We start from the raw sequence: 24,737 nt of genomic DNA on the forward strand, positions 1-24,737 counted from the left end.
ACTCACGCGGGTGACGCCTCAGTCGCGTGTGTGGCGCAGACGTACGGTGACCCAGCGGGCCCGGCGGCGGAGGATGCGCGGGATCCCGACCCTGGGATCCGCGGTCGCCATCTGCGGTGCGCCGCTTCGCTGGTGGGGGTTCGCACCGCCCGCCGAGCGGCGATTGCGGCTTGCGTCACTGTAGTCGTGCGTCCAGCCCATACCCCGACGTGTGCCCCCGCCTCATGGTCGATAACCGCCCCCGGGGCGTCCAATTGGCCTATGCGCCAGGCAATTGGCCGTTCGTAGCACAAGCGTTCACGTGCGGATACCGGTCGCGGTCACCAGGTCACCGATCGGGTTCGGGATCCTTCAGCCAGTTGATGAGTTCCGAGGAGAACGCGACCGGGTCCTCCTCGTGCGGGAAGTGCCCGAGGCCGTCGAACAGGCGCCAGCGGTACGGGGCTTCGACGTACTCGCCGGATCCCGCGGCGCTGCGCGTGCGCATCACGGGGTCGAGCGAGCCGTGCAGATGGAGCGTCGGCACGCGCACGGGCCGCTTCATCCGGCGGTTGAACTGGATGCCGTCCGGGCGGGCCAGGGAGCGCACCATCCAGCGGTACGGCTCGACCGCGCAGTGCGCGGCGGAGGGGATGCACATGGCCCGGCGGTAGATCTCCAGCGCCTCCTCCTCCGGCGGGCGCGGCCCGGACCAGTCCTGGATCAGCTCGGCCACCAGCGCCCCGTCGTCCGCGGTGAGCTGCCGCTCCGGGATCCAGGGCCGCTGGAATCCCCAGATGTGTGAACCGGCGCGGGTCTGCCTGACGTCCCGCAGCATGGCCGAGCGCCAGCGCCGCGGATGTGGCATGGACGCGACGGCCAGCCGCCGCACCAGCTTGGGGCGCATCGCGGCGGCCGTCCACGCGAGGTACCCGCCCAGGTCGTGGCCGACCAGCGCGGCGTCGGGCTCGCCGAGGGAGCGGATGACGCCGGTGACGTCGAGCGCGAGGTTGGCGGGGTCGTAACCGCGCGGCGTACGGTCGCTGCCCCCGACGCCCCGCAGGTCCATGGCGACGGCCCGGAAGCCCGCGTCGGCGAGCGCCACCAGCTGGTGCCGCCAGGTCCACCAGAACTGCGGGAAGCCGTGCAGGAGCAGGACCAGCGGCCCGTCGCCCAGCTCGGCGATGTGGAAGCGGGCGCCGTTGGCGGCGACGTCGCGGTGGCTCCAGGGGCCGTCCAGCCGCACGGCCGAAGCCGGTTGTGCCGAAGGTGTGGCGGGATCGGTCATGACGACGAGCGTGCCACAGCCTCGATGGCCTCGGGGACCCGGTCCTGCGCGAGCTCGGGACGCGGGTGCGGCTTGGCCTTCTGCAGGACGCCCGCGGTCTCCTTCATCGAGGCGGCGACCTTCTGCGGGCCCTTGCTCTTCTTGGCCTTCTTCGCGAAGACCACGCCGATCAGCGCGAGCACGACCGCGACCAGTACGTTCGCCGCGAAGGACAGCAGGAAGCAGATCGCGAGGTTCCAGTCGCTCCAGGTGCGGATGCCGTAGGCCAGCGCGAAGTTCAGCATCGGCAGGGAGAACAGCAGTACCGCCCCCGCCATCGAGAAGGCGCCGCCGCTGGTCGCGCCGCGCTTCACGTCCTGCTTGAGCTGCGCCTTCGCCAGCGCGATCTCGTCGTGCACCAGCGCCGACATTTCCGCCGTCGCCGAGGCGAACAGCTGGCCGATGGTGCGTTCGGCGCCGACCGGGCTGCCGTCGGGTGCGCTCATCGCGGTCTCCCTCTTCTGCGTACGGTCCGATTTCCGCGTCTTTGCCTGACCGACCGCAGTCGTCCGACTGCTTTGGGCCTGACTGCGTACGGTCCCGTCTTTTGTACCGTCCCGTCAGATCATGCCGGACGGTGGTGGTCATCGCCTGCCCCGCCCGGTACTTCGGCAAGCCCGTGGCGCGCGGCTGCCTTCTCCTGGGCGATTCGGCGGTGTTCGACGGCCTTGCGTTCGTAGAGGTCGGCCAGCCGCAGGTGGTACGCCGGGTCGTCCTCCTCGTAGATGTCGGGGATGCCGTCGAGGTCCTCGTCGCGCTCCTCGGCCTCCCACAGGCGCCGGTACTTGGCGTTCCGCAGCTTCAGCAGCACGGTCGCCAGCGTCGCGGCGATGAGCGAGCCCACCAGCACGGAGGCCTTCACCGCGCCGGTCATCGTCTGGTCGTCCTCGAAGGCGAGTTCGCCGATGAGCAGCGAGACCGTGAAGCCGATGCCGGCGAGACTCGCCACCGCGAACACGTCCGCCCAGGCGAGATCGTCGCTGAGCGAGGCCCGGGTGAAACGGGCCGTCAGCCACGTCCCGGCGAAGATGCCGAGCGTCTTGCCGACGACGAGTCCGAGGACCACGCCGAGGGTCTCCGGCGTGGTGAACACCTCGACGAGCGCGCCGCCGGACACCGAGACACCCGCGCTGAACAGCGCGAACAGCGGTACGGCCAGGCCCGCCGACAGGGGCCGTACGAGGTGCTCGATGTGTTCGCCGGGGGAGTGGTTCTCGCCCTCGTGGCGGTGGCAGCGCAGCATGAGGCCCATGGCGACACCGGCGATGGTGGCGTGGATGCCGCTGTTGTACATCAGCGCCCAGACGACCAGCGCGAGCGGCAGGTAGACGTACCAGCCGCGTACGCCCTTGCGCAGCAGCAGCCAGAAGAGGACCAGACCCGCGACGGCGCCGCCGAGCGCGGCGAAGTTCAGGTCGTCGGTGAAGAACACCGCGATGATCAGGATCGCGAAGAGGTCGTCGACGACGGCGAGCGTGAGCAGGAAGGCCCGCAGCGCGCTCGGCAGGGAGGTGCCGATGACCGCGAGCACGGCGAGCGCGAAGGCGATGTCGGTGGCGGTGGGAACGGCCCAGCCGGCCAGGGAACCGCCGCCGGTGACGTTGGTGAGGACGTAGACGAGCGCCGGTACGGCCATCCCGCACAGCGCGGCGACGACCGGCAGCGCGGCGGCCTTGGGGTCGCGCAGGTCGCCCGCGACGAGCTCGCGCTTGAGCTCGATGCCCGCGACGAAGAAGAAGACCGCGAGCAGCCCGTCGGCGGCCCAGTGCGCGACCGAGAGATCCAGGCCGACGGCGGCGGGTCCGAAGTGGAAGTGGGAGACGCTCTCGTAGCTGTCGTGCAGCGCGGGGATGTTCGCCCAGAGCAGGGCGGTGACCGCGGCGACGAGCAGCAGCACACCACCGACGGTCTCGGTGCGCAGCGCGTCCGCCACGTAGGTCCGCTCGGGGAGGGAGAGCCGGCCGAGGACCTTGCGGGGGGCGGAGGGGCGGGGCGCGGTCACGTGGGAGACCTCCGGTCGGTGGGCAGGGCTGAACACATGCCGACCAGACTTCCCGGCGCACCATGAAGCGGTTGTTTTTCTTAGTTGGGTGAACATTCTAGGTAGGCATGAGGCCGAACGCACCCGGTGATCGCCACCGGAATGCCGAAGGGGCACCCGGCGTGCCGATCACCGGGTGCCCCTTCGTCCGCTGCGCCATGCCTGTGGGGCGATCAGTCCTCGCTGGGCGAGGCCGGGAGCTTGGCCTGGATCAGGTCCATGACCGTGGAGTCGGTCAGCGTCGTGACGTCACCGAGCTGGCGGTTCTCGGCGACGTCCCGCAGCAGACGCCGCATGATCTTGCCGGAACGGGTCTTGGGCAGCTCGGCCACCGGCAGGATCCGCTTGGGCTTGGCGATCGGGCCGAGGGCGGTGCCGACGTGGGCGCGCAGCTCGTCGACCAGGGTCTCGGTCTCGGAGGCCGTGCCGCGCAGGATCACGAAGGCGACGATCGCCTGCCCGGTCGTCTCGTCCGCCGCGCCGACCACGGCCGCCTCGGCGACCGAGGGGTGGGAGACGAGCGCGGACTCGACCTCCGTGGTGGAGATGTTGTGCCCCGAGACGAGCATGACGTCGTCGACCCGGCCGAGCAGCCAGATGTCGCCGTCGTCGTCCTTCTTGGCACCGTCACCGGCGAAGTACTTGCCCTCGAAGCGCGACCAGTACGTGTCGATGAACCGCTGGTCGTCGCCCCAGATGGTGCGCAGCATCGACGGCCACGGCTCGGTCAGCACCAGGTAGCCGCCACCGCCGTTGGGCACCTCGTTGGCCTCGTCGTCGACGACCGTCGCGGAGATGCCGGGCAGCGGTGTCTGCGCGGAGCCGGGCTTGGTCGCGGTCACGCCCGGCAGCGGGGTGATCATCATCGAGCCGGTCTCGGTCTGCCACCAGGTGTCGACGACCGGGGTGCGGTCGCCGCCGATGTTCTTGCGGTACCAGATCCACGCCTCGGGGTTGATCGGCTCGCCCACCGAGCCCAGCACGCGCAGGCTGGACAGGTCGAACTTGGCGGGGATGTCGTCGCCCCACTTCATGAACGTACGGATCGCGGTCGGCGCGGTGTAGAGGATCGTCACGCCGTACTTCTGCACGATCTCCCAGAAGCGGCCCTGGTGCGGGGTGTCGGGCGTGCCCTCGTACATGACCTGCGTCGCGCCGTTGGCGAGCGGGCCGTAGACGATGTACGAGTGGCCGGTCACCCAGCCGACGTCGGCGGTGCACCAGTAGACGTCGGTCTCCGGCTTGAGGTCGAAGACGGCGTGGTGGGTGTAGGCGGTCTGGGTGAGGTAGCCGCCGGAGGTGTGCAGGATGCCCTTCGGCTTACCCGTGGTGCCCGAGGTGTAGAGGATGAACAGCGGGTGCTCGGCGTTGAACGACTGCGGGGTGTGCTCGGCGCTCTGCCGCTCCACGACCTCGTGCCACCACACGTCGCGGCCCTCGGTGAAGGCGACCTCCTGACCCGTGCGGCGCACGACCAGGACGTGCTCCACGTTGCCCGCCTTCTCGACGGCCTCGTCCACGGCAGGCTTCAGCGCGGACGGCTTGCCGCGCCGGTAGCCGCCGTCGGAGGTGATGACCACGCGCGCGTCGGCGTCCTGGATGCGGGTGGCGAGCGCGTCCGAGGAGAAACCGCCGAAGACGACGGAGTGCGCGGCGCCGATGCGGGCGCAGGCCAGCATCGCGATCGCCGTCTCGGGGATCATCGGCATGTAGACGGCGACCCGGTCGCCGGCCTGAACTCCCAGTTCCAGCAGGGCGTTGGCGGCCTTGGAGACCTCGTCCTTGAGCTCGGCATAGGTGATGGCACGGCCGTCGCCGGGCTCGCCCTCGAAGTGGATCGCGACACGGTCGCCGTGCCCGGCCTCCACATGGCGGTCGACGCAGTTGTAGGCGACGTTGAGCTCGCCGTCCTTGAACCACTTGGCGAACGGCGGGTTCGACCAGTCGAGGGTCTCGGTGGGCTCCTTGGCCCAGGTCAGCCGACGGGCCTGCTCGGCCCAGAAGCCGAGCCTGTCAGCCTTGGCCTGTTCATACGCCTCCGCCGTGACGTTGGCGTTCGCGGCCAGGTCGGCGGGGGGTGCGAACCTGCGCTCTTCCTTGAGCAGGTTGGCCAGGCTTTCGTTGCTCACGGCATCTGCCTTTCCCAGGGTGTCCGTTGTGTCCCAGGCCACAGCTCATCAGACCCGGGGGTGGGATGACAAGGGCCGATCGCCGATTGGTTTAGACCTGTCGGGCGGTGGTGTCGGCGGTCGGCGTCATCCGTACCCACGGACGCCGACCTGGGAAAGTTCAGCCTGTGTAACGCGCGTCACCCATGGGGCGCGATGCGCAGGCGGTGGGGTGTGCGGCCCGCGGGCCGTCGGGCCCGACGGGCCCCGTCGGGCCCGACGAGGCCGTGGGGCCGTCCAGACCGCACACCCGCGTCCGCGCCGTGCACGCGCCGTCACGGGCTCACGCCGTCAGGTCCGCCTCGCGTACGCGGTCGAAGACGACGCCGTCGTCCGTCTCGGTGAGCAGGTAGGCCTCGGCCTCGCCCACGTGGAAGTACATCCCGTGCAGCTCCAGGGTGCCCTCGCCGAGGGCCCGGGCCACCGAGTCGTGGGCGCGCAGGTGCTCCAACTGCTGGACCACGTTGGTCAGGCAGAGCTGCTCGACCGCGTCCTCGGGCGCCCGCCCGGCCAGACTGCCCCACGGCAGGCTGTCGTCGGCCATGCGCTCCAGGCTCGGCAGCCCGTGCCGCAGCCACCGCTTCAGCGGGGTCTGGGCGCCACCGGGCTCGGAGCTGAGCAGCGCCTGCATGGCGCCGCAGCCCGAGTGCCCGCACACCGTGATGGACCGCACCCGCAGTACGTCCACGGCGTACTCGATCGCGGCCGCCACCGAGTCGTCACCGCTCTCCTCGCCCGGCCGTGGGACGAGGTTGCCCACGTTGCGCACGACGAACAGGTCGCCCGGACCACTGGAGGTGATCATCGATGTGACCAGTCGTGAGTCGGCGCAGGTCAGGAAGAGCTGCGACGGCCGCTGCCCCTCCCGCGCCAGCCGGGCCAGCTCGCTGCGCACCAGGGGAGCGGTGTTGCGCTGGAACGCGTTGATGCCGCGCACGAGTTCGTGCCCACTGGCTCCGCCGGTGCCTGTCGGGTCCGGCTCGGTGCGGTCCGTCCCGCCCCGGTCGTTCCGGGAAAGGGGAGCGGACTGGGGGCGGTCGCACTGGTGGTTGCGCCAGGGCGTCCATGGCCGGCAGCGGCAGCCGGTGACGGCCTGGGGCTCGGAGATGCGGGTGCCGGGGTGCCGGCCGGTGATCTCGACGGTGCCGCCCTGCGCGGTGTGCGTCTTCTGCCAGTCCTGCAACGTCTCGTACGCCGCGTGGTCCATGAACGACCCGTCCAGCTCGACGACGGTGTCCGCTCCGTGGGGTACGAGATGCAGGGCCCGGCTGAGCCGTGGCACCGCGAGGAACGTCAACTGTCCTCTGACGTGTACGTGATGGACTCCTTCCGTCTCTTCGTGCGTGATGCGGGTGCGGGTGAGGCGGTGCAGGGCGACGCCGACGGCCATGGCGATGCCCAGGGCCACGCCCTGGAGGACGCCGAGGGACACCACGCCCAGGGTCGTGACGGCGTAGACCCATACCTCGCGGTGGCGCGTCACCGTGCGGATGTGGTGCAGGGACACCATCTGGATGCCGACGGCCATCACCAGGGCGGCGAGCGAGGCGAGCGGAATGAGCTCCAGGATCGGGACCATCAGCAGCGCGGCGATCACTACGAGAACGCCGTGCAGCATCGTGGAGTTCCGGCTCACCGCGCCCGCGTGCACATTCGCCGAAGTCCGCACGGCCACCCCCGCGATGGGCAGTCCGCCGAGGGAGCCGGAGACGATGTTGGCGGCTCCCTGCCCGAGCAGTTCGCGGTCGAGGTCGGAGCGCCGGACGCCGGCGGGCAGGCCCGGGCGGCCGGCCACCAGCTTGTCCACGGCGACCGCGCCGAGCAGCGACTGCACGCTGCACACCAGCGTGGTGGTGAGCACCGCGGCGACGAGGCCGAGCACGGGACCCTCGGGAAGTCCGGCCAAGGCGTGGTTGCTCCAGGACGGCAGGTCGACCTTGGGCAGGCGGAGCCCGACGAGGGCGGCGGCCGCGCTGGCCCCGGCCACGGCGACGAGCGCGGCCGGGACCTTGCGCAGCAGGCGCCCGGCCCGGCCGGGCAGTCTCGGCCAGAGCAGCAGCAGCGCCAGGGTCAGCGCGCTCACCGACACGGCCGCGAGGCCCACGTCCGCCAACTGGGCGGGCAGGGCGCGGAGGTTGTCCGGGACGGAACTCTGAGGTGTGCCGCCGAGCACGATGTGCAGCTGGGCGACGGCGATGGTGACGCCGATGCCGGCGAGCATGCCGTGCACGATGGCGGGGCTGACGGCGAGGGCGCCACGGGCCACGCGCAGGCAGCCAAGCCCGAGTTGGGCGAGGCCGGCGAGGACCGTGATGGCGCAGGTCGTCCGCCAGCCGTAGCGCTGGATGAGATCGGCGGTGACGACGGTGAGTCCGGCGGCCGGTCCGCTGACCTGGAGCGGGGAGCCGCCGAGCCGTCCGGCGACGAGTCCGCCCACGGCGGCGGCGACGAGGCCGGCCTGGAGCGGTGCGCCGGTGGCGAGGGCGATGCCCAGGGACAGGGGCAGGGCGATCAGGAAGACCGCGATCGAGGCCGACACGTCGGCACCCGCGATCCGGAAGCGGCGGGGGCCGCCCGGCGGCGGGCTGTGGGGTGGATGGGTGCGTTCGGTCCGGTTCGGATCGGCGGCACGGGTGGGGACGCAGGCTGACATGTTTTCCCGTCTCCTCCGGGGCTGCGCGGTCGCGTAACGGGCTCTCCGCTCGGGGCGGAGGCCGGTCGCGGCCGTGGTCACGGTGTAAATCGGCGGGATGATTCAACGCTCGGTAAACGGATCGTAATGCAGAGTAAAGGGGAGGCAAGGACTTTACGGGCAAATGGGCGAATAAATCACCCCGAAGAGTGAAGTGGCTATGTGATCGGCTTGTCGTACTAATTCCTTCTCTGTCTCGTGCGAATTTGGCGGCGCTGTCCGCACCCGAGAGAAGGAAGAAGGTGGGCGGAACATGGCAGCCACCCACAGGATCGCCGCGGGCTCCGTGATCGCCGCACTCTGCGTCGCATCGCTCGCCGGTTGCGGGATCGGCACATCGCGGCAGGAGACCCCCGCCCCGCGGAAGGCGAAGCCGGCCAAGGCGCCGAAGAGCGCGGTCCGGCTGATCGGAGACGGCTCCACCGCCTACACCGGTGCGCAGCCCCACCTGCCCAGACCCGAACGGCTGCGGCCCGGCCAGAAGCCCCCGCAGTTCGTCGTCTTCTCCTGGGACGGCGCGGGCGAGGACAGCCAGAAGCTGTTCTCGCACTTCCGCAAGGTCGCCAGGGCGAACAACGCGACCATGACCTACTTCCTGAGCGGCGTGTACCTGCTGCCGGACGACAAACGCGACCGGTACCGGCCGCCGCAGCACTCTCCGGGCCGCTCCGACATCGGTTTCAACGACCGCCGCGGCATCGCCGCCACCGTGAAGCAGCTGCGCCTGGCGTGGCTGGAGGGCAACGAGATCGGCACCCACTTCAACGGCCACTTCTGCGGCAGCGGCGGCGGGGTCGGCGAGTGGTCCGTGCAGGACTGGAAGGACGAGATCGCCCAGGCCAAGCAGTTCGTGAGGACCTGGAAGACCAACACCGGCATGAAAAACGCGTCCCCGCTGCCCTTCGACTACGACAAGGAGCTCATCGGCGCCCGCACGCCCTGCCTGGAGGGCCAGCGGAACTTCCTGAAGGCGGCCCGCGACCTGGGCTTCCGCTACGACACCAGCGGCGTCAACGACCAGGTCTGGCCGAAGAAGAGACACGGCCTGTGGGACGTGTCCATGCAGCTCGTGCCCTTCCCGGGCCACTCCTACGAGCAGCTGACCATGGACTACAACTTCATGGTCAACCAGTCGGGCACCACCACCCAGGGCAACCCCGCCATGCACCGCTTCTGGGGCGAACAGATGCGCGTCGGCCTGCTCAAGGGCTTCTACCGGGCCTACGACGGCAACCGCGCGCCCCTGATCATCGGCAACCACTTCGAGTCCTGGAACGGCGGCACGTACATGCGGGCCGTCGAGGAGGTCATCGAGACGGTGTGCACCAAGGAGGAGGTGCGCTGCGTCTCGTTCCGGCAGCTCGTGGACTGGCTGGACGCCCAGGACCCGACGACCCTGGAGAAGCTGCGCACGCTGAGGGTCGGCGAGGCGCCGAAGCAGGGCTGGGCGTCGTTCCTCGCGGGCCGGCCCGCCCCGGCTCCGAAGGGCGTGCCCGGGGCTCCGGCGGCGAAGTAGCGGCCCGAGTGAAGATGGCCACTCCGCCGTGGGGCGGGCTCTCGGGGTGCGTAGGGTCGTACTCATGAGTACAGCAGGCGCGACCGCCGACCCTCTCGCGGCCCTGGGGGCGCTGCCCGGGGTGGCCGATTCCGTGGAGTCCGTGCGCAAGTCCGTGGACCGGGTCTACGGGCACCGGATCATGCGGCGGCGCAGTAACGCGATCACCTCGGAGGCGGCCCTGCGCGGCGCCCGTGGCTCGGCGGCGCTGGCCGGCGCGGACTGGGCCCTGGAGGAGGTCCGTCGGCGTACGGACTTCAGCGGCGACGACGAGGCGCGCACCGTGGGTGCCGCCCTGCGGCTCACCGCGGAGGCGGGTCAGCTGCTGTCCATCTGGCGGCAGTCGCCCCTGCGGGTGCTGGCCCGGCTGCACCTGGTGGCGGCGGCCGACAAGGCCGACCAGGTGGGACGGCCGCGGCAGGAAGGCGAGCCGGTCGACGAGCCGCTCGTCGGGCTGCCGCTGCCGCGCGCGGCAGAGGCGCACGGCCGGCTGGAGGGGCTGGCCGAGCTGATCATCGCGGGCGGCAGTGCGCCGGCGCTGGTGACGGCCGCCGTCGTGCACGGCGAACTCCTCGCGCTGCGTCCTTTCACGTCCCACAACGGCCTGGTCGCGCGCACGGCCGAACGCATCGTCCTGATCGGCAGCGGCCTGGACCCGAAGTCGGTCTGCCCGGCCGAGGTGGGCCATGCCGAGCTGGGCCGTGAGGCCTACCTGGAAGCCCTCGACGGGTACGTCTCCGGCACCCCGGAGGGCATGGCCGCCTGGATCGCCCACTGCGGCAGGGCGGTCGAGCTGGGGGCACGCGAGTCGACGGCGGTGTGCGAGGCGTTGCAGCGCGGAGCGGCGTGACAGCAGGACCGGATCGGCACATAAATGCGGCGGTACGAGAACTCGTACCGCCGCTGGCATGAGCATCGGGGTACCAAGCGTCCTCGATATATGCCCATCAGGTCGGGAACTTTGCCCGTCCCTGGTGCGGCTGGCCCGTAATCGACGGGTCGACGTCGCGTGGGTGCCCGGTGTTCATGCTCGGTCCGTGGGCCAAATGCGTAATTAAGGTGATCCTCTCGGATGTCCTTGGTCTCGCGGGCCGTTGAGTCCTTTGTACTCCTGCACCGGAGTAAGCGGAAGTCCAGACTGCACTTCTTTACTTTTGCGTTCAAATAGGACTTCGGGTCGCCTCGGGTCAAACGACGGTCGCCCGGCGCCGGTTCGCGTACCAGACGAGGCCGGCCGTGGCCGCAGCGGCGCCTATCGCGGCGACCGCGACGAGCGCCGGACGCGGCGGGACGGAGAATGCGGGGATCCGCTGCTTGAGCCGGACCGGACGGTGGAAGTCCAGGATCTGCCAGCCGCGTGCGAGGGCCTCGCGGCGCAGCGTGCGGTCCGGGTTCACGGCGTGGGGATGGCCCACCGACTCCAGCATCGGCACGTCGGTCGCCGAGTCGCTGTAGGCGTAGCAGCGGCTGAGGTCGTAGCCCTCGGACGCGGCCAGCTCCCTGATGGCCTCGGCCTTGGTCGGACCGTACGCGTAGTACTCCACCTCGCCGGTGAAGCAGCCGTCCTCGCCCACGACCATGCGGGTCGCCACCACACGGTCCGCGCCGAGCAGCTCGCCGATCGGCTCGACCACCTCCGCGCCCGACGTGGACACGATCACCACGTCGCGGCCGGCGGTGTGGTGCTCCTCGATGAGGGAGGCGGCCTCGTCGTAGATGATCGGGTCGATCAGGTCGTGCAGCGTCTCGGCGACGATCTCCTTGACCTGCTGCACGTTCCAGCCGCGGCACAGCGCGGACAGGTAGGCGCGCATGCGCTCCATCTGGTCGTGGTCGGCGCCGCCGGCCAGGAAGACGAACTGGGCATATGCAGTTCGCAAGACGGCCCTGCGGTTGATCAGACCGCCTTGGTAGAACGACTTGCTGAACGTGAGCGTGCTCGACTTCGCAATGACCGTCTTGTCCAGGTCAAAGAAGGCCGCTGTGCGGGGCAACGAGTGGTTTTCCACGCCCTTGAGCATAGGGGCAGCCCATTCGGCGTAAGGTGGGGCGCGTGGGTTTGCCTGAGAGGGCTCTCGGGTACACCATGGAAGTCACGGATCGTTCGCGACCGTGCTAACCCGGTCCGACTCCTCCCCCCCCGAGTCGGCCGTGGGGACGACCCCCGCTCTCCCCCCCGGCGGGGGTCGTCGCATGTCCGGGTGGGTTTTCTCCTTCTTCGCGCGGCCGGTTTCCCGCTCTATTGCCGCTTAGGCGGCCTGTTGGCATGCCCATGATTCGTCACGTTCGGTAGTCATCGGGCTGCTCTGTGGAAGTCGCACTGAGGGCCTGCGGCCGTCACCGGTATGGGTGACGGCGATATTCACAACCGTCGAGGCGTCCACAGTTATCCACCAAGATCCACACGATTTCCGGGATCGCTGCACCGTGATTCCAGCGCACCCCGCTCGGGGCGGGTTCATGGCCCGGCTCCGATTGCCGGGGGCGTTTGGCCGGTTTGTGCCGGCCGTTCAAGGGGAGGCCGCCTTGCCGGTTCTTCCCACGTTCGGGAATCGCGGGGCCGCAGGGGCCGTGCGAGCCACGCAGCGAAGGGGGATGGAGACCGTGGCCGGAGCCGTCACACACGATCCGCCGCCGGCCGCCGGAGGGCGGCAGGGCGGACCGCTGATCGTCACCGAGGACAGCGAACTCCTCGACGACCTGCTGCGCCTGTGCGCGGCGGCGGGCGCCACACCCGAGGTGCACCACGGGGTGCCCGACCGCAGAGGCGGCTGGGAGGGCGCGCCGCTCGTCCTCGTGGGCGACGACGCCGCACGGCGGGTACGCGGGTCCGCGCGCAGAAGGGGAGTCGTCCTCGTCGGCCGGGACCAGGACGACTCCGGGGTGTGGCGGAGGGCCGTCGAGATCGGCGCCGAGCACGTCCTGATGCTGCCCGACGGCGAGCAGTGGCTCGTCGACCGCATCGCCGACGTGGCCGAGGGCGTCGGCCGGCCCGCCCTCACCGTGGGCGTCATCGGCGGCCGCGGCGGGGCCGGAGCGTCCACGCTCGCGTGCGCGCTCGCCGTCACCTCCGCGCGTGAGGGGCTGCGCACACTCCTCGTGGACGCCGATCCGCTGGGCGGCGGACTCGACGTACTCCTCGGCGGTGAGACGGCCGACGGGCTGCGCTGGCCCGCGTTCGCCTCCTCACGCGGGCGGGTCGGCGGGAGCGCTCTGGAGGAGTCGCTGCCCGAGCTGCACTCGCTGCGGGTGCTCAGCTGGGACCGCGGCGACCGGATAGCCGTCCCACCCCAGGCGGTGCGCTCGGTGCTCGCCGCGGCCCGGCGCCGGGGCGGCACGGTCGTGGTCGACCTGCCGCGCCGCATCGACGACGGCGTCGCCGAGGTCCTCTCCCAACTCGACGTCGGCGTGCTGGTGGTGCCCGCCGAGCTGCGCGCCGTCGCGGCCGCCGGACGGGTGGCGTCCGCCGTCGGCATGGTCCTGCGCGATCTGCGGGTGGCGGTCCGCGGGCCGTACCCGCCGGGGCTCGACGACCGGGAAGTGGCCCGGCTGCTCGGACTGCCCCTGGTCGGCGAGGTGCCGGTCGAGCCGCAACTGCTGCGCCCGGACGGGGGCACGGCACCCCCGGGCGCCGCCCCGCGCGGGCCGCTCGCCCGGTTCTGCAAGGAGTTCTGGGAGCGGGCGCTCGTCGAAGCGGGTGCGGCGTGAGCACCCTGGCCGGACTCGAGGGCACGGAACTGCTCGACGGGGTGCGGCGGTGGCTGGCCGAGAGCGGGGCCGAGCCGACCCCCGCGCGCGTGGCGCAAGCACTGCGGGAGCAGGGCCGGGTGCTCGGGGATGCCGAAGTTCTGGGGGCCGCCGCGCAGTTGCGGTCCGAGCTGGTCGGCAGCGGGCCGCTGGAGCCCCTGCTCGGCGACCCGTCGGTGACCGACGTGCTGGTGTCGGCCCCGGACCGGGTCTGGGTCGACCGGGGCGGCGGACTGGAGCTCACGTCGGTGCGCTTCCCGGACGCGGCCGCCGTACGACGGCTCGCCCAGCGCCTCGCCGCCGTGGCCGGGCGCCGGCTGGACGACGCCCGGCCCTGGGCCGACGCGCGGCTGCCCGACGGGACCCGGTTGCACGCGGTGTTGCCGCCGGTCGCCGTGGGCTGCGCCTGCCTGTCGCTGCGCGTCGTACGGCCGCGTGCCTTCACACTCGGCGAGCTGGTCGCGGCGGGCACGGTGCCGCCGGGCGGGGACCGTGTGCTGCGCGCGCTGCTCGACGCGCGGCTGTCCTTCCTCGTCAGCGGTGGCACGGGCAGCGGCAAGACGACGCTGCTGAGTGCGCTTCTGGGACTGGTGGGGCCGGACGAACGGATCGTCCTCGCCGAGGACTCGGCGGAACTGCGGCCGGACCATCCGCACGTCGTGCGGCTGGAGACCAGACCCGCCAACCAGGAGGGCGCGGGGCTCGTCACTCTCGAGGACCTGGTGCGCCAGGCACTGCGGATGCGGCCCGACCGGCTGGTCGTGGGCGAGGTGCGCGGACCCGAAGTGGTGCATCTGCTGGCCGCGTTGAACACCGGCCACGAGGGCGGCTGCGGAACCGTGCACGCCAATGCCGCCGCCGACGTACCTGCCCGGCTGGAGGCCCTGGGTACGGCCGCCGGGCTCGACCGGGCCGCGTTGCACAGCCAGGTGGCGGCCGCCCTCTCCGTGGTGCTGCACCTCGTGCGGGACCGGGCCGGGGGGCGGCGGATCGCCGAGGTGCATGTGCTGGAGCGGGACCCGTCGGGGCTGGTGCGGACGGTACCGGCGCTGCGGTGGGGAGCGGAGGCCTTCGTGCGCGAGCGCGGGTGGGTGCGGCTGCGGGGGCTGCTTCGGGGCCAGGGAAGCGAGGGCGGGCCGGACGAGGTCGCGGTGAAGGGTGCGGAGTCATGACGGGGGCGGCTGAGATGTCCATGGGTGCGGCCGTGGCGTGCATGGGTGCGGCGGTCTTGCTGCTGGGGGAGCGTCAATCGGCGGCACGGCGGGCGCGGTTGCTGCTCGCGGGCGGCGGGACCGTCGGGACCGGGCCGCCCGGATGGCGGCGGATGGCCGGTGAGGTGCGGCGGGTCCGTGGGCGGCTGCGGGCCGAGTGGTGGGCGCCGGTGACCGGGCTGGTGCTCGCGGTGCTCGGGGCGTCGGTGCTGCCCGTCGTCCTGGGTGCGGCCGGGGTGCCGCTGCTGCGGCGGGTCCGGTTGGCCGGCCAGGCGCGGCGGGACCGGGAGCGCCGGGCCGACGCGGTGATCGCGTTGTGCGGGGCGCTCGCCGGGGAGGTGCGGGCCGGACGCCAGCCGGGAGAGGCGCTGCTGCGGGCCGCGCGGGACTGCGGCGGACTCGCGGACGCACAGGCGACCGTGCTGGCGGCGGCACGGTTCGGCGGCGACGTGCCGGACGCGCTCGCGACCGCCGCGGGGCAACCGGGTGCCGAGGGGCTGCGGGGACTCGCGGCGTGCTGGCGGGTGGCCGTGGATCAGGGCGCGGGGCTCGCGGCCGGACTCGACCGGCTCGCCGCCGCCCTGCGCGCCGAACGGGACCAACGGTCCGACCTGCGCGCCCAGTTGGCGGGTGCCCGGGCCACGGCGGTGCTGCTCGCCGGTCTGCCTGCTCTGGGCCTCCTCATCGGCACCGCGCTCGGCGCCGACCCCCTCCATGTCCTGCTCCACACCACGGCGGGCCTGGGCTGTCTGGTGACCGGCGGTGTGCTGGAGGGCCTGGGGCTGTGGTGGGTGCTGCGGATCGTGCGGGGCGCGGAGGTGGCGGCATGAGCGCAGAAGTTGTCCACAGGCTGGGGGTGACGCTGGGGATCGCGCTGGCCCTCTGGTGGTCGGTGCTCCGGCTCAAGCAGGCCCGGCACCGCCGGAGGATACGGCGCCGGCTGGCCGAGCTGTCGCCCCGCGACGCGACCGCTTCCGTCCCGCGCCTGGCCCTGAGCCGGACCGCGCGGAGATGGCTGGCCCCCGTGGGCGTGGCGTGTGCCGCGTGGGCGCTGACCGGCGGCCTGGTCGGTGTCGCCGTCGGGCTGGCCGGCGCCGTGGGGATGTGGCGATGGCGGCTGCGGCGGGAGGCGGCCGGCAGGGACCCACGGGCACCCGACCTCGCCGAGGCGGCGCGGCAACTGCCCCTCGCCGCCGACCTGCTGGCGGCCTGCATCGCGGCGGGCGCCGGCCCGGTGATCGCCGCGCAGGCCGTGGGAGAGGCCCTGGGAGGCCCGGTGGGTGACGCTCTGGCCCAGGGTGCGGCGGAGGTACGGCTGGGCGGCGAACCGGGCGCCGCCTGGCGGAGATTGGCCGCCCTCCCGGGCGCCGGAGGACTGGCCCGGCTGCTCGAACGGGCCGATGTGTCAGGACTGCCCGCCGCCACACCGGTCACACGACTCGCCGCAGAGGCCCGCGCCGACTGGGGCCGGGCCGCGACGGCCAGGGCACGCCGAGCGGGCGTCATGGTCAGCGCGCCGGTCGGGCTGTGCTTCCTGCCCGCGTTCATCGCGGTCGGCGTGCTGCCCGTGGTGATCGGGCTCGCGGGCGGGGTGCTCGGGAGGGGTGGTGGCTAGGCGGAGACCCGGATCGGCGGAACAAGCCGGCGACGACCAGAAGAAGTTCGAACTCTTTCCTACGGGGGTTGAGATGTATCAGACGGTACGGGCACGGCTGGGTGCCCTGGTGTGCGGGGCGCGTGCGGCGCGGAGGGACGCGGGGATGGTCACCTCCGAGTACGCGATGGGAATCGTCGCGGCGGTGGCGTTCGCGGTGGTGCTCTACAAGGTCATCACAAGCGGTGCGGTCAGCGCGGAGCTCCAGAACATCGTGAAGGACGCCCTCAATGCGCGGATGTGAGCGGGGCGCGGACCGGGGGTTCGTCACGGCGGAGTCGGCCGTGGTGCTGCCCGTGCTGGTGATGTTCGCGATGGCGCTGGTGTGGGGACTGCTGGTGGTGGCCGCGCAGATCCAGTGCGTGGACGCGGCACGGACGGGCGCCCGCGCGGCGGCGCGCCAGGACCCGCCCGACGCGGTCGTGCGACTGACCCGCGAGGCGGCACCGCCCGGCGCGAAGGTGACCGTCAACCGGGGCGCGCAACACGTCCGGGTGGTTGTCGTGGCCGAGCCTCCGGTGCTGCGCGGCCTGTCGTTCGCCGTACGCGAGGAGGCCGTGGCGTCGGTGGAGGAGACGGTGGGGGTGGGCAGGTGAGACGGCAGCCGGGGGTGCGGGGCCGGGGCCTGAGACGGCGGGAAGCGAGGTGCCGGCAGGTGAGTGGTGCCGCTTTGGACCAGGGGTCCGCCACCGTCTGGAGTGTCGGGGCGATCGCCGTCCTGTGCGTGGTGTTCGGCATCGTCCTGGCGCTGGGGCAGGCCGTCGTGATCCGGCACCGTGCGGCGGGCGGTGCCGATCTCGCGGCGCTCGCGGCGGCGGACCACTGGGCCGAGGGCGGCACGGCGGCCTGCGCCCGGGCCGACCGGGTGGCCCGGGCACAGGGTGTCCGGCTCGTGCGGTGCGAGGTCGTCGGGGAGATCTCCGACGTGACGACGGCGTCGGGCCGGGGGCCGTTCGCGGCGGAGGTCAGGGCGCGGGCGGGGCCGCCTGTGGCCTCGTTGGGTCTTCCGTAGGCCGGAGGGAAGCAGAGCCCGGGTGGTGCGGCTCCCTGGGTCTCTCGTCGGCGGTGATCGGCATGGGCCCGGGCGGGTGCTTGGCGTCTCTCCTGGGCCTCGCGGTGGCTCCTCTGGGTCTCCCGCCGGAGAGGACATGGCCCGGGTGGGTGCTCGGGTGCCCCTCCTGGACCTCCCGGCGCTCTCATGGGTGGGTGTCCCCTCCCGTCGGCGGGACCGTCAGAGCCCGGTCGGGCCCTCTGACGGCTCTCCTGAGCCTCCCGGCGGCTGCTCCTGCGTCTCCTTCTCCTCGGGAGCGCCTTCCAGCAGCACTGTGAGCAGCCGTACCGCCCCCCTCTTGTGCAGCGGGTCGTTGCCGTTGCCGCACTTGGGGGACTGGATGCAGGACGGGCAGCCGGCGTCGCACTCGCAGGAGGCGATGGCCTGGCGGGTGGCGGTCAGCCAGGTGCGGGCGGTGTGGAAGGCGCGCTCCGCGAAGCCCGCGCCGCCGGGATGGCCGTCGTAGACGAAGACCGTGGGCAGGAGCGTGTCGGGATGGAGCGGGATCGACACGCCGCCGATGTCCCAGCGGTCGCAGGTCGCGAAGAGGGGCAGCAAGCCGATCGACGCGTGCTCGGCGGCGTGCAGGGAGCCGCCGAGGATCTCCGGGTTGATCCGGGCGCGGTCGAGCTGGTCCTCGGTGACGGTCCACCACACGGCCCGGGTGCGCAGCGTACGAGGAGGGAGGTCGAGTTTCGTCTCGCCCAGCACCTCACCGGTCATGAGCCGTCTGCGGAGGAAGGAGACGACCTGGTTGGTGACCTCGACGGAGCCGTAGCACAGGCGGCCGTCGCCCCAGGGGACCTCGACGTCCGTCTCCAGCACGGAGATCGACGTCGTGTCGCGGGCGACCGTGGAGTACGGCGGGGCGGCCTCCTCGACGAGGGCGACGGAGTCCTCCAGGTCCAGCGACCGCACCAGGTACGTGCGGCCCTGGTGGAGGTGGACCGCTCCCTCGTGGACGGTCGAGTGCGCGGCGCCGGCGTCGACCGTGCCGAGCAGCCGGCCCGTGCCGGTCTCGACGACCTGGATCGGGCGCCCGCCCTCACCGCGGATGTCGGTCAGGTCGGCGGCCCGCTCGCGTCGGGTCCAGTGCCAGGCCCTGGTGCGGCGGCGCAGCAGCTTGGCGGCCTCGAGCTGGGGGAGGAGGTCCTCGCAGGCCGGGCCGAACAGGTCGAGGTCCTCGTCCGTCAGGGGCAGTTCCTCGGCGGCCGCGCACAGGTGGGGGGCCAGCACGTAGGGGTTGTCCGGGTCGAGGACCGTCGACTCGACGGGCTGGTCGAACAGGGCCTCCGGGTGGTGGACGAGGAAGGTGTCCAGCGGGTCGTCGCGCGCGACCAGGACGGCCAGCGCCCCCTGCCCCGACCGTCCGGCCCGGCCCGCCTGCTGCCACAGGGAGGCGCGTGTGCCCGGGTAGCCGGCGATGACGACCGCGTCCAGGCCGGAGATGTCGATGCCGAGTTCGAGGGCGTTCGTCGCGGCGAGGCCCAGCAGTTCACCCGAATGGAGGGCGCGTTCGAGTGCGCGGCGCTCCTCCGGGAGATAACCGCCCCGGTACGCCGCGACACGCCGGGCCAGCGACCGGTCGACCTCCGCCAGTCGCTCCTGGGAGATGACGGAGATCAGCTCGGCACCGCGCCGGGACCGTACGAAGGCGACCGAGCGCACGCCCTGCACGGTGAGGTCGGTGAGCAGGTCGGCGGCCTCGGCGGTGGCCGTGCGGCGGACGGGGGCGCCCTTCTCGCCGTGCAGCTCGGTCAGCGGCGGCTCCCAGAGGGCGAACACCAGTTCACCACGCGGGGAGGCGTCGTCGGCGACCTCCACCACCGGCAGGCCGGTGAGGCGGCGGGCGGCCACCGCGGGCTCGGCGGCGGTGGCCGAGGCCAGCAGGAACACCGGCGAGGCGCCGTAGCGGGCGCACAGGCGGCGCAGCCGGCGCAGCACCTGGGCGACGTGCGAGCCGAAGACGCCGCGGTAGGTGTGGCACTCGTCGACGACTACGTACTTCAGCGACTTCAGGAAGGAGGACCAGCGGGTGTGGGACGGCAGGATGCCGCGGTGCAGCATGTCCGGGTTGGTCAGGACGTAGTTGGCGTACTGGCGGATCCACTCGCGCTCCTCGAACGGAGTGTCGCCGTCGTACACGGCGGTGCGTACCGAATGGCCCAACGGATGTGAAAGTTCCTTCACGGAGCGGCACTGATCCGCCGCAAGAGCCTTGGTGGGGGCCAGGTAGAGGGCGGTCGCGCCGCGGCCGTTCGGGGCCTCGGCGCCGTCCAGGAGGGTGGACAGGACCGGCGCGAGGTAGGCCAGGGACTTGCCGGAGGCCGTGCCGGTGGCGACGACGACCGATTCGCCGTCCAGCGCGTGCTCCGCCGCACGCGCCTGATGGGCCCAGGGATGCTCGATGCCCGCGGCCCGCACGGCCGCCACGACCTCGGCGCGGATCCGGTCCGGCCAGACGGCATGCCGACCCTCGCGCGGGGGCAAGTGCTCCGTATGAGTAATGCGCGAAGCCCTGCTCGGACCGGACGCGAGGCGGTCCAGGACCGCGCCCGGCGCGGGTCGGGAGGCGGGGTCCGTCGGGGGTCGATCGGATCGGTGATTCTTGGCCATCGGCACCGAGTGTGTCACTGGCGTGACGGACAATGGAGCCAAGGCGTCGTGCACGCCTGCCCGTAAGTGATTGAATGCCATCGCGGCTGGCGAACCGTCCAGGGGACGAAGCCGAGGTGCCCCAAGGGCGACCGCTCGATAGCAAGGTGCTGGAGGATCCGTGGACCTGTCCCTGTCGACCGAGACCATGGGCGATCGCACGATCGTCAGGGTCGGTGGCGAAATCGACGTATATACCGCGCCCAAGTTGCGCGAGCAGTTGGTCGAGCTGGTGAACGACGGCAGTTTCCACCTTGTCGTCGACATGGAGGGCGTGGACTTCCTCGACTCCACCGGGCTCGGCGTGCTGGTCGGCGGCCTGAAGCGTGTGCGAGCCCATGAGGGCTCCCTGCGCCTGGTCTGCAACCAGGAGCGCATTCTGAAGATCTTCCGCATCACCGGCCTCACCAAGGTGTTCCCCATTCACACCTCGGTCGAGGAAGCGGTGGCGGCGACCGACTGACCACCGGACCCGGGCCTTGTGCCCGGGCCGGCCGAAGTCGCGGCAAGAGTTCGGCAGAAGTGAAGACCGAGGGGGCCCGGGCTTTTCGGCGGCCCGGAGCCTCTCGACAGCACGCCCGAAGTTGCGAGGGGGATGCATGGCCACCGTTGAGCTCCGCTTCAGCGCGCTGCCCGAGCACGTCAGGACCGCCCGGCTGGTGGCGGCCGCGGTGGCGCGCAGGGCCGGGGTGGACGAGGCCGTCCTCGACGAGGTCAGGCTCGCCGTCGGCGAGGCCTGCACGCGGGCCGTCGGCCTGCACCAGACCGGCGGGATCTCGGCACCGGTGAAGGTGCTGCTGATCGAGGAGGAGAAACAGTTCTCCATCGAGGTCGGCGACGAGGCCCCGCATGCGGTTCCCGGAGAGCGCGGGCCCGGAGCAGGACCCGGCGACCCCGACGGTGAGGCCGATGAGGACGAGATGGGCCTCGCCGTCATCAGCGGACTCGTCGACGATGTCGAGGTCAGCGCGGGGGAGCACGGCGGGTCGATCAAGATGACCTGGCCGACCACACCACCGCCGACGATCCTGGCCTGACCGGCCACCGCGCACACCCGTTCTTGACGAAGGGCCCCACCCGTGGGGCCCTTCGTCATGTGCGGCTGTCAGTGGTCGCCTTTACAGTAGTTCCTGTGCCGTTCGTCGCGTGAATTCGTTCACGATCATTCGCATGCTCCACGGCAGTCCGAGAATGCTTTCAGGGCATTACCTCAGACGGCCAATTCCGCTTATCGCGCTCTGTTTTGATCAGGTTCCGGTACCTACAATCCCGTCCACATCTTGAGCTCAGCCCAAGCGTCAAGGAGGACGAATGGCGGGGCTTTTCAACTCACCACAGTCGGGCCATCCCACAGACCTCGCAGCCGCCGTACTGACCGATGGCAACCGCGTTCTCGTCGTGGTCATCGCGGTCGTCGCGCTGGCGGCACTCGTGGTCGCGGGCGTCCTGGTACGCCAGGTACTCGCGGCCGGCGAGGGCACCGACAGCATGAAGGAGATCGCGGCGGCGGTCCAGGAAGGCGCGAACGCCTATCTGGCACGACAGCTGCGCACGCTCGGCGTATTCGCCGTGATCGTGTTCTTCCTGCTCATGCTGCTGCCCGCGGACGACTGGAATCAGCGTGCCGGTCGTTCGGTGTTCTTCCTGATCGGAGCGGCGTTCTCGGCGGCCACCGGCTATATCGGCATGTGGCTCGCCGTGCGCAGCAATGTGCGTGTCGCGGCGGCGGCGCGTGAAGCGACACCGGCGGAAGGCGAGCCGGAAAAGGATCTCACCACCGTCTCGCACAAAGCGATGAAGATCGCATTTCGCACGGGTGGCGTCGTCGGCATGTTCACGGTGGGCCTCGGCCTGCTGGGCGCCTCCTGCGTGGTGCTGGTGTACGCGGCCGACGCGCCGAAGGTGCTCGAGGGCTTCGGCCTCGGGGCCGCGCTGATCGCGATGTTCATGCGTGTCGGCGGCGGCATCTTCACCAAGGCCGCCGACGTCGGCGCCGACCTGGTCGGCAAGGTCGAACAGGGCATTCCGGAGGACGACCCGCGCAATGCCGCGACCATCGCCGACAACGTGGGCGACAACGTCGGCGACTGCGCGGGCATGGCGGCCGACCTCTTCGAGTCGTACGCCGTGACCCTGGTCGCCGCGCTGATCCTGGGCTCGGCGGCCTTCGGTGACGCCGGCCTCGGCTTCCCGCTGCTCGTGCCGGCGATCGGTGTGATCACCGCCATGATCGGCATCTTCGCGGTGGCTCCGAGGCGGGCCGACCGTAGCGGCATGAGCGCCATCAACCGCGGGTTCTTCATCTCCGCGGTGATCTCGCTCGTGCTGGTGGCCGTGGCCGTCTTCGTCTACCTGCCCGGGAAGTACTCGGACCTCGACGGCGTGACGGACGCGGCGATCACGGGCAAGGACGGCGACCCCCGGATCCTCGCGCTCGTGGCGGTGGCCATCGGCATCGTGCTCGCCGCCGTGATCCAGCAACTGACCGGCTACTTCACCGAGACCACCCGGCGTCCCGTCCGGGACATCGGCAAGACCTCGCTCACCGGCCCGGCCACCGTCGTCCTCGCCGGTATCTCCGTGGGTCTCGAATCCGCCGTCTACACCGCCCTGTTGATCGGCCTCGGCGTGTACGGGGCGTTCCTGCTCGGCGGTACGTCGATCATGCTGGCGCTGTTCGCGGTGGCGCTGGCGGGCACCGGCCTGCTCACCACGGTCGGCGTGATCGTCGCGATGGACACCTTCGGGCCCGTCTCCGACAACGCGCAGGGCATCGCGGAGATGTCCGGCGACGTCCAGGGCGCGGGAGCGCAGGTGCTCACGAACCTGGACGCGGTCGGCAACACCACCAAGGCGATCACCAAGGGCATCGCGATCGCCACGGCCGTGCTCGCGGCGGCGGCGCTGTTCGGGTCGTACCGGGACGCGATCTTCACCGGAGCCCGAGACGTGGGCGAGCAGTTGTCCGGGGCGGGGGCGCCGCTGAGCCTGATGATGGACATCTCGCAGCCCAACAACCTCGTGGGTCTCATCGCGGGCGCGGCGGTCGTCTTCCTCTTCTCGGGGCTGGCGATCAACGCCGTGTCGCGGTCGGCCGGTGCTGTGGTCTTCGAAGTGCGGCGCCAGTTCCGCGAGCGGCCCGGGATCATGGACTACACGGAGAAACCGGAGTACGGCAAGGTCGTCGACATCTGTACCAAGGACGCCTTGCGCGAGCTCGCCACGCCCGGTCTGCTCGCCGTGATGGCGCCCATCTTCATCGGGTTCACGCTCGGCGTCGGCCCGCTCGGCGCGTTCCTGGCCGGCGCGATCGGCGCGGGCACGCTGATGGCGGTGTTCCTGGCCAACTCCGGTGGCGCCTGGGACAACGCCAAGAAGCTCGTCGAGGACGGCCACCACGGAGGCAAGGGCAGTGAGGCCCACGCGGCGACCGTGATCGGCGACACCGTCGGCGACCCCTTCAAGGACACCGCCGGTCCGGCGATCAACCCGCTGCTCAAGGTCATGAACCTGGTGTCGCTGCTCATCGCGCCCGCGGTGATCAAATTCTCCTACGGCCCGGACAAGAGCATCGGAGTACGGATCCTGATCGCGGCCCTCGCGTTCGTCGTCATCGCGGGTGCGGTGTACGTGTCAAAGCGGCGCGGAATCGCCATGGGTGACGAAGACAACGCCGAACCGAAGCCCAAGTCGGTGGACCCGGCGGTGGTTTCGTAGGGAGGTCGTCCAAGCCCCAGCTCAAGGTGCGGGCGGGCGGCGCGCATTGACGCGTCGCCCGCCCGCTCTGTGTGTGTCCACCACCGCGCCGTGAGGCTTCTCTCGCTTGGTGCAAAAGGCTACAAAAGGGTCTTAATAGACTCTCGGCGTGCGGTTGCCGTGCATCTGGCGTGTATGTTCCGGGGCCGAGAGCCATGGAAGGGACCAAACCGGTGAACAAGAAGCTCGCGGCCGCACTGTCCGGCGGTGCGGTACTGGTACTGGCGCTGTCGGGTTGCGGCGGCGACGACAACGAGAAGCTGGACTCCTGGGCCAAGCAGGTCTGCGACGCCGTACAGCCGCAGGCCAAGAAGATCGAGTCCGCCAATGCCTCGATCCAGAAGGAGACCTCGGACAACAGCAAGCCGGAGGACGTCCAGAAGACCGACGCAAAGGCCTTCCAGGACATGTCCGACGCCTACAAGGCCATCGGGACCGCGGTGACCAAGGCCGGCACGCCGGACGTCGAGAACGGCGAGAAGAAGCAGCAGGACGCCGTCAAGGAGCTCAACACGATCTCCACCTCGTACGCCTCCCTGAAGAAGCAGGTCGACGCGCTCGACACCAAGGACCAGGGCAAGTTCGCGGACGGTCTCAAGGACATCGCCACCGAGCTCGACAAGCTGGGCAAGAGCGGGAACGACGCGCTGCGGACCCTGGAGGAGGGCGAGGTCGGCCAGGCCATGGCCCGGCAGGACAGCTGCAAGGCGGCCACGGCGCCGGCGACCCAGAGCTGAGCAAGGAGCATTGGCGCGGCCGGCGGGACTGCTGAGCCGAGAGTGACGGCCGGGCCGCCCCGCCGCTGAGTCGCGAGTGACGGCCGGGCCGCCCGCCGCTGAGTGGGGAGTGACGGCCCGGCCGCCCGCCGCTGAGTGGGGAGTGACGGCCCGGCCGCCCCGCC

General features: G+C 71.5%; 21 protein-coding genes. 13 read left to right on the plus strand and 8 right to left on the minus strand.

The window, feature by feature from the left end; all coding sequences use genetic code 11:
- Positions 1 to 18: 18 nt before the first annotated feature.
- From CP976_RS43830 to CP976_RS23895, 6 genes are all read right to left on the minus strand, one after another.
- A complete protein-coding gene (locus CP976_RS43830) occupies positions 19 to 201 on the minus strand; it encodes a hypothetical protein (protein WP_086848392.1) in 183 nt (60 codons plus the stop codon).
- 127 nt (positions 202 to 328) lie between these two features.
- On the minus strand, positions 329 to 1,267 hold the full coding sequence (locus CP976_RS23875) for an alpha/beta fold hydrolase (RefSeq protein WP_150482214.1): 939 nt from the start codon (positions 1,265 to 1,267) through the stop codon (positions 329 to 331).
- Positions 1,264 to 1,752, minus strand: coding sequence for a phage holin family protein (locus CP976_RS23880; protein ID WP_020271817.1), 489 nt, complete (start codon positions 1,750 to 1,752; stop codon positions 1,264 to 1,266). The genes CP976_RS23875 and CP976_RS23880 overlap by 4 nt, the downstream gene beginning before the upstream one ends.
- Positions 1,753 to 1,871: 119 nt before the next feature.
- Positions 1,872 to 3,308, minus strand: coding sequence for a Na+/H+ antiporter NhaA (gene nhaA / locus CP976_RS23885; RefSeq protein ID WP_150482215.1), 1,437 nt, complete (start codon positions 3,306 to 3,308; stop codon positions 1,872 to 1,874).
- Between the two features lie 212 nt (positions 3,309 to 3,520).
- Positions 3,521 to 5,476, minus strand: coding sequence for an acetate--CoA ligase (gene acs / locus CP976_RS23890; RefSeq protein ID WP_150482216.1), 1,956 nt, complete (start codon positions 5,474 to 5,476; stop codon positions 3,521 to 3,523).
- A gap of 322 nt (positions 5,477 to 5,798) precedes the next feature.
- Positions 5,799 to 8,168 (minus strand): bifunctional SulP family inorganic anion transporter/carbonic anhydrase, encoded by a 2,370-nt coding sequence (locus CP976_RS23895; RefSeq protein WP_150482217.1) that lies wholly within the window; start codon positions 8,166 to 8,168, stop codon positions 5,799 to 5,801.
- 292 nt (positions 8,169 to 8,460) lie between these two features.
- Between CP976_RS23895 and CP976_RS23900 the strand changes: the two genes are divergently transcribed.
- Entirely contained in the window at positions 8,461 to 9,723 is a 1,263-nt protein-coding gene (locus CP976_RS23900; RefSeq protein ID WP_150482218.1) for a polysaccharide deacetylase family protein, read from the plus strand.
- Between the two features lie 64 nt (positions 9,724 to 9,787).
- A complete protein-coding gene (locus CP976_RS23905) occupies positions 9,788 to 10,612 on the plus strand; it encodes a Fic family protein (RefSeq protein WP_150482219.1) in 825 nt (274 codons plus the stop codon).
- Positions 10,613 to 10,949: 337 nt separating this feature from the next.
- On the opposite strand, the gene CP976_RS23910 is transcribed toward CP976_RS23905, so the two are convergent.
- Positions 10,950 to 11,783, minus strand: coding sequence for an HAD family hydrolase (locus tag CP976_RS23910; protein ID WP_150482220.1), 834 nt, complete (start codon positions 11,781 to 11,783; stop codon positions 10,950 to 10,952).
- 574 nt (positions 11,784 to 12,357) lie between these two features.
- Between CP976_RS23910 and ssd the strand changes: the two genes are divergently transcribed.
- From ssd to CP976_RS23945, 7 genes are all read left to right on the plus strand, one after another.
- Positions 12,358 to 13,470 carry a septum site-determining protein Ssd gene (gene ssd, locus CP976_RS23915; RefSeq protein ID WP_150482221.1) on the plus strand — a complete coding sequence of 371 codons (1,113 nt, stop codon included), beginning with the start codon at positions 12,358 to 12,360 and terminating at the stop codon, positions 13,468 to 13,470.
- A complete protein-coding gene (locus CP976_RS23920; RefSeq protein ID WP_150482222.1) occupies positions 13,467 to 14,681 on the plus strand; it encodes a TadA family conjugal transfer-associated ATPase in 1,215 nt (404 codons plus the stop codon). The genes ssd and CP976_RS23920 overlap by 4 nt, the downstream gene beginning before the upstream one ends.
- The gene (locus CP976_RS23925) at positions 14,678 to 15,550 is read left to right on the plus strand and encodes a type II secretion system F family protein (RefSeq protein ID WP_150482223.1); all 873 of its coding nucleotides are present in this window, start codon (positions 14,678 to 14,680) and stop codon (positions 15,548 to 15,550) included. The genes CP976_RS23920 and CP976_RS23925 overlap by 4 nt, the downstream gene beginning before the upstream one ends.
- A complete protein-coding gene (locus CP976_RS23930; RefSeq protein ID WP_150482224.1) occupies positions 15,547 to 16,335 on the plus strand; it encodes a type II secretion system F family protein in 789 nt (262 codons plus the stop codon). Before CP976_RS23925 ends, CP976_RS23930 begins: the two co-directional genes overlap by 4 nt.
- Positions 16,336 to 16,408: 73 nt before the next feature.
- Positions 16,409 to 16,618, plus strand: a complete 210-nt coding sequence (locus CP976_RS23935) for a DUF4244 domain-containing protein (protein ID WP_150482225.1) — start codon at positions 16,409 to 16,411, stop codon at positions 16,616 to 16,618.
- Positions 16,605 to 16,970, plus strand: a complete 366-nt coding sequence (locus tag CP976_RS23940; protein ID WP_150482226.1) for a TadE family type IV pilus minor pilin — start codon at positions 16,605 to 16,607, stop codon at positions 16,968 to 16,970. Before CP976_RS23935 ends, CP976_RS23940 begins: the two co-directional genes overlap by 14 nt.
- A 29-nt stretch (positions 16,971 to 16,999) precedes the next feature.
- A complete protein-coding gene (locus tag CP976_RS23945; protein WP_229875492.1) occupies positions 17,000 to 17,386 on the plus strand; it encodes an Rv3654c family TadE-like protein in 387 nt (128 codons plus the stop codon).
- 219 nt (positions 17,387 to 17,605) lie between these two features.
- Here the strand turns inward: CP976_RS23945 and CP976_RS23950 are convergent, their stop codons facing one another.
- Positions 17,606 to 20,122: a DEAD/DEAH box helicase gene (locus CP976_RS23950; RefSeq protein WP_229875380.1), complete on the minus strand. Its 2,517-nt coding sequence runs from the start codon at positions 20,120 to 20,122 to the stop codon at positions 17,606 to 17,608.
- Between the two features lie 79 nt (positions 20,123 to 20,201).
- On the opposite strand from CP976_RS23950, the gene bldG reads away from it, so the two are divergent.
- The 4 genes from bldG (at position 20,202) to CP976_RS23970 (ending at position 24,573) form a co-directional block, all read left to right on the plus strand.
- Positions 20,202 to 20,543 (plus strand): anti-sigma factor antagonist BldG, encoded by a 342-nt coding sequence (gene bldG, locus CP976_RS23955; protein ID WP_003991900.1) that lies wholly within the window; start codon positions 20,202 to 20,204, stop codon positions 20,541 to 20,543.
- A gap of 136 nt (positions 20,544 to 20,679) precedes the next feature.
- Positions 20,680 to 21,117, plus strand: a complete 438-nt coding sequence (locus tag CP976_RS23960) for an ATP-binding protein (protein WP_010044201.1) — start codon at positions 20,680 to 20,682, stop codon at positions 21,115 to 21,117.
- Positions 21,118 to 21,391: 274 nt separating this feature from the next.
- Positions 21,392 to 23,797 (plus strand): sodium-translocating pyrophosphatase, encoded by a 2,406-nt coding sequence (locus CP976_RS23965; RefSeq protein ID WP_150482229.1) that lies wholly within the window; start codon positions 21,392 to 21,394, stop codon positions 23,795 to 23,797.
- Positions 23,798 to 23,991: 194 nt separating this feature from the next.
- Positions 23,992 to 24,573 carry a small secreted protein gene (locus CP976_RS23970; RefSeq protein WP_150482230.1) on the plus strand — a complete coding sequence of 194 codons (582 nt, stop codon included), beginning with the start codon at positions 23,992 to 23,994 and terminating at the stop codon, positions 24,571 to 24,573.
- Positions 24,574 to 24,737 lie beyond the last annotated feature (164 nt).

The organism is Streptomyces coeruleorubidus, assembly GCF_008705135.1.
Taxonomy (GTDB): domain Bacteria; phylum Actinomycetota; class Actinomycetes; order Streptomycetales; family Streptomycetaceae; genus Streptomyces; species Streptomyces coeruleofuscus.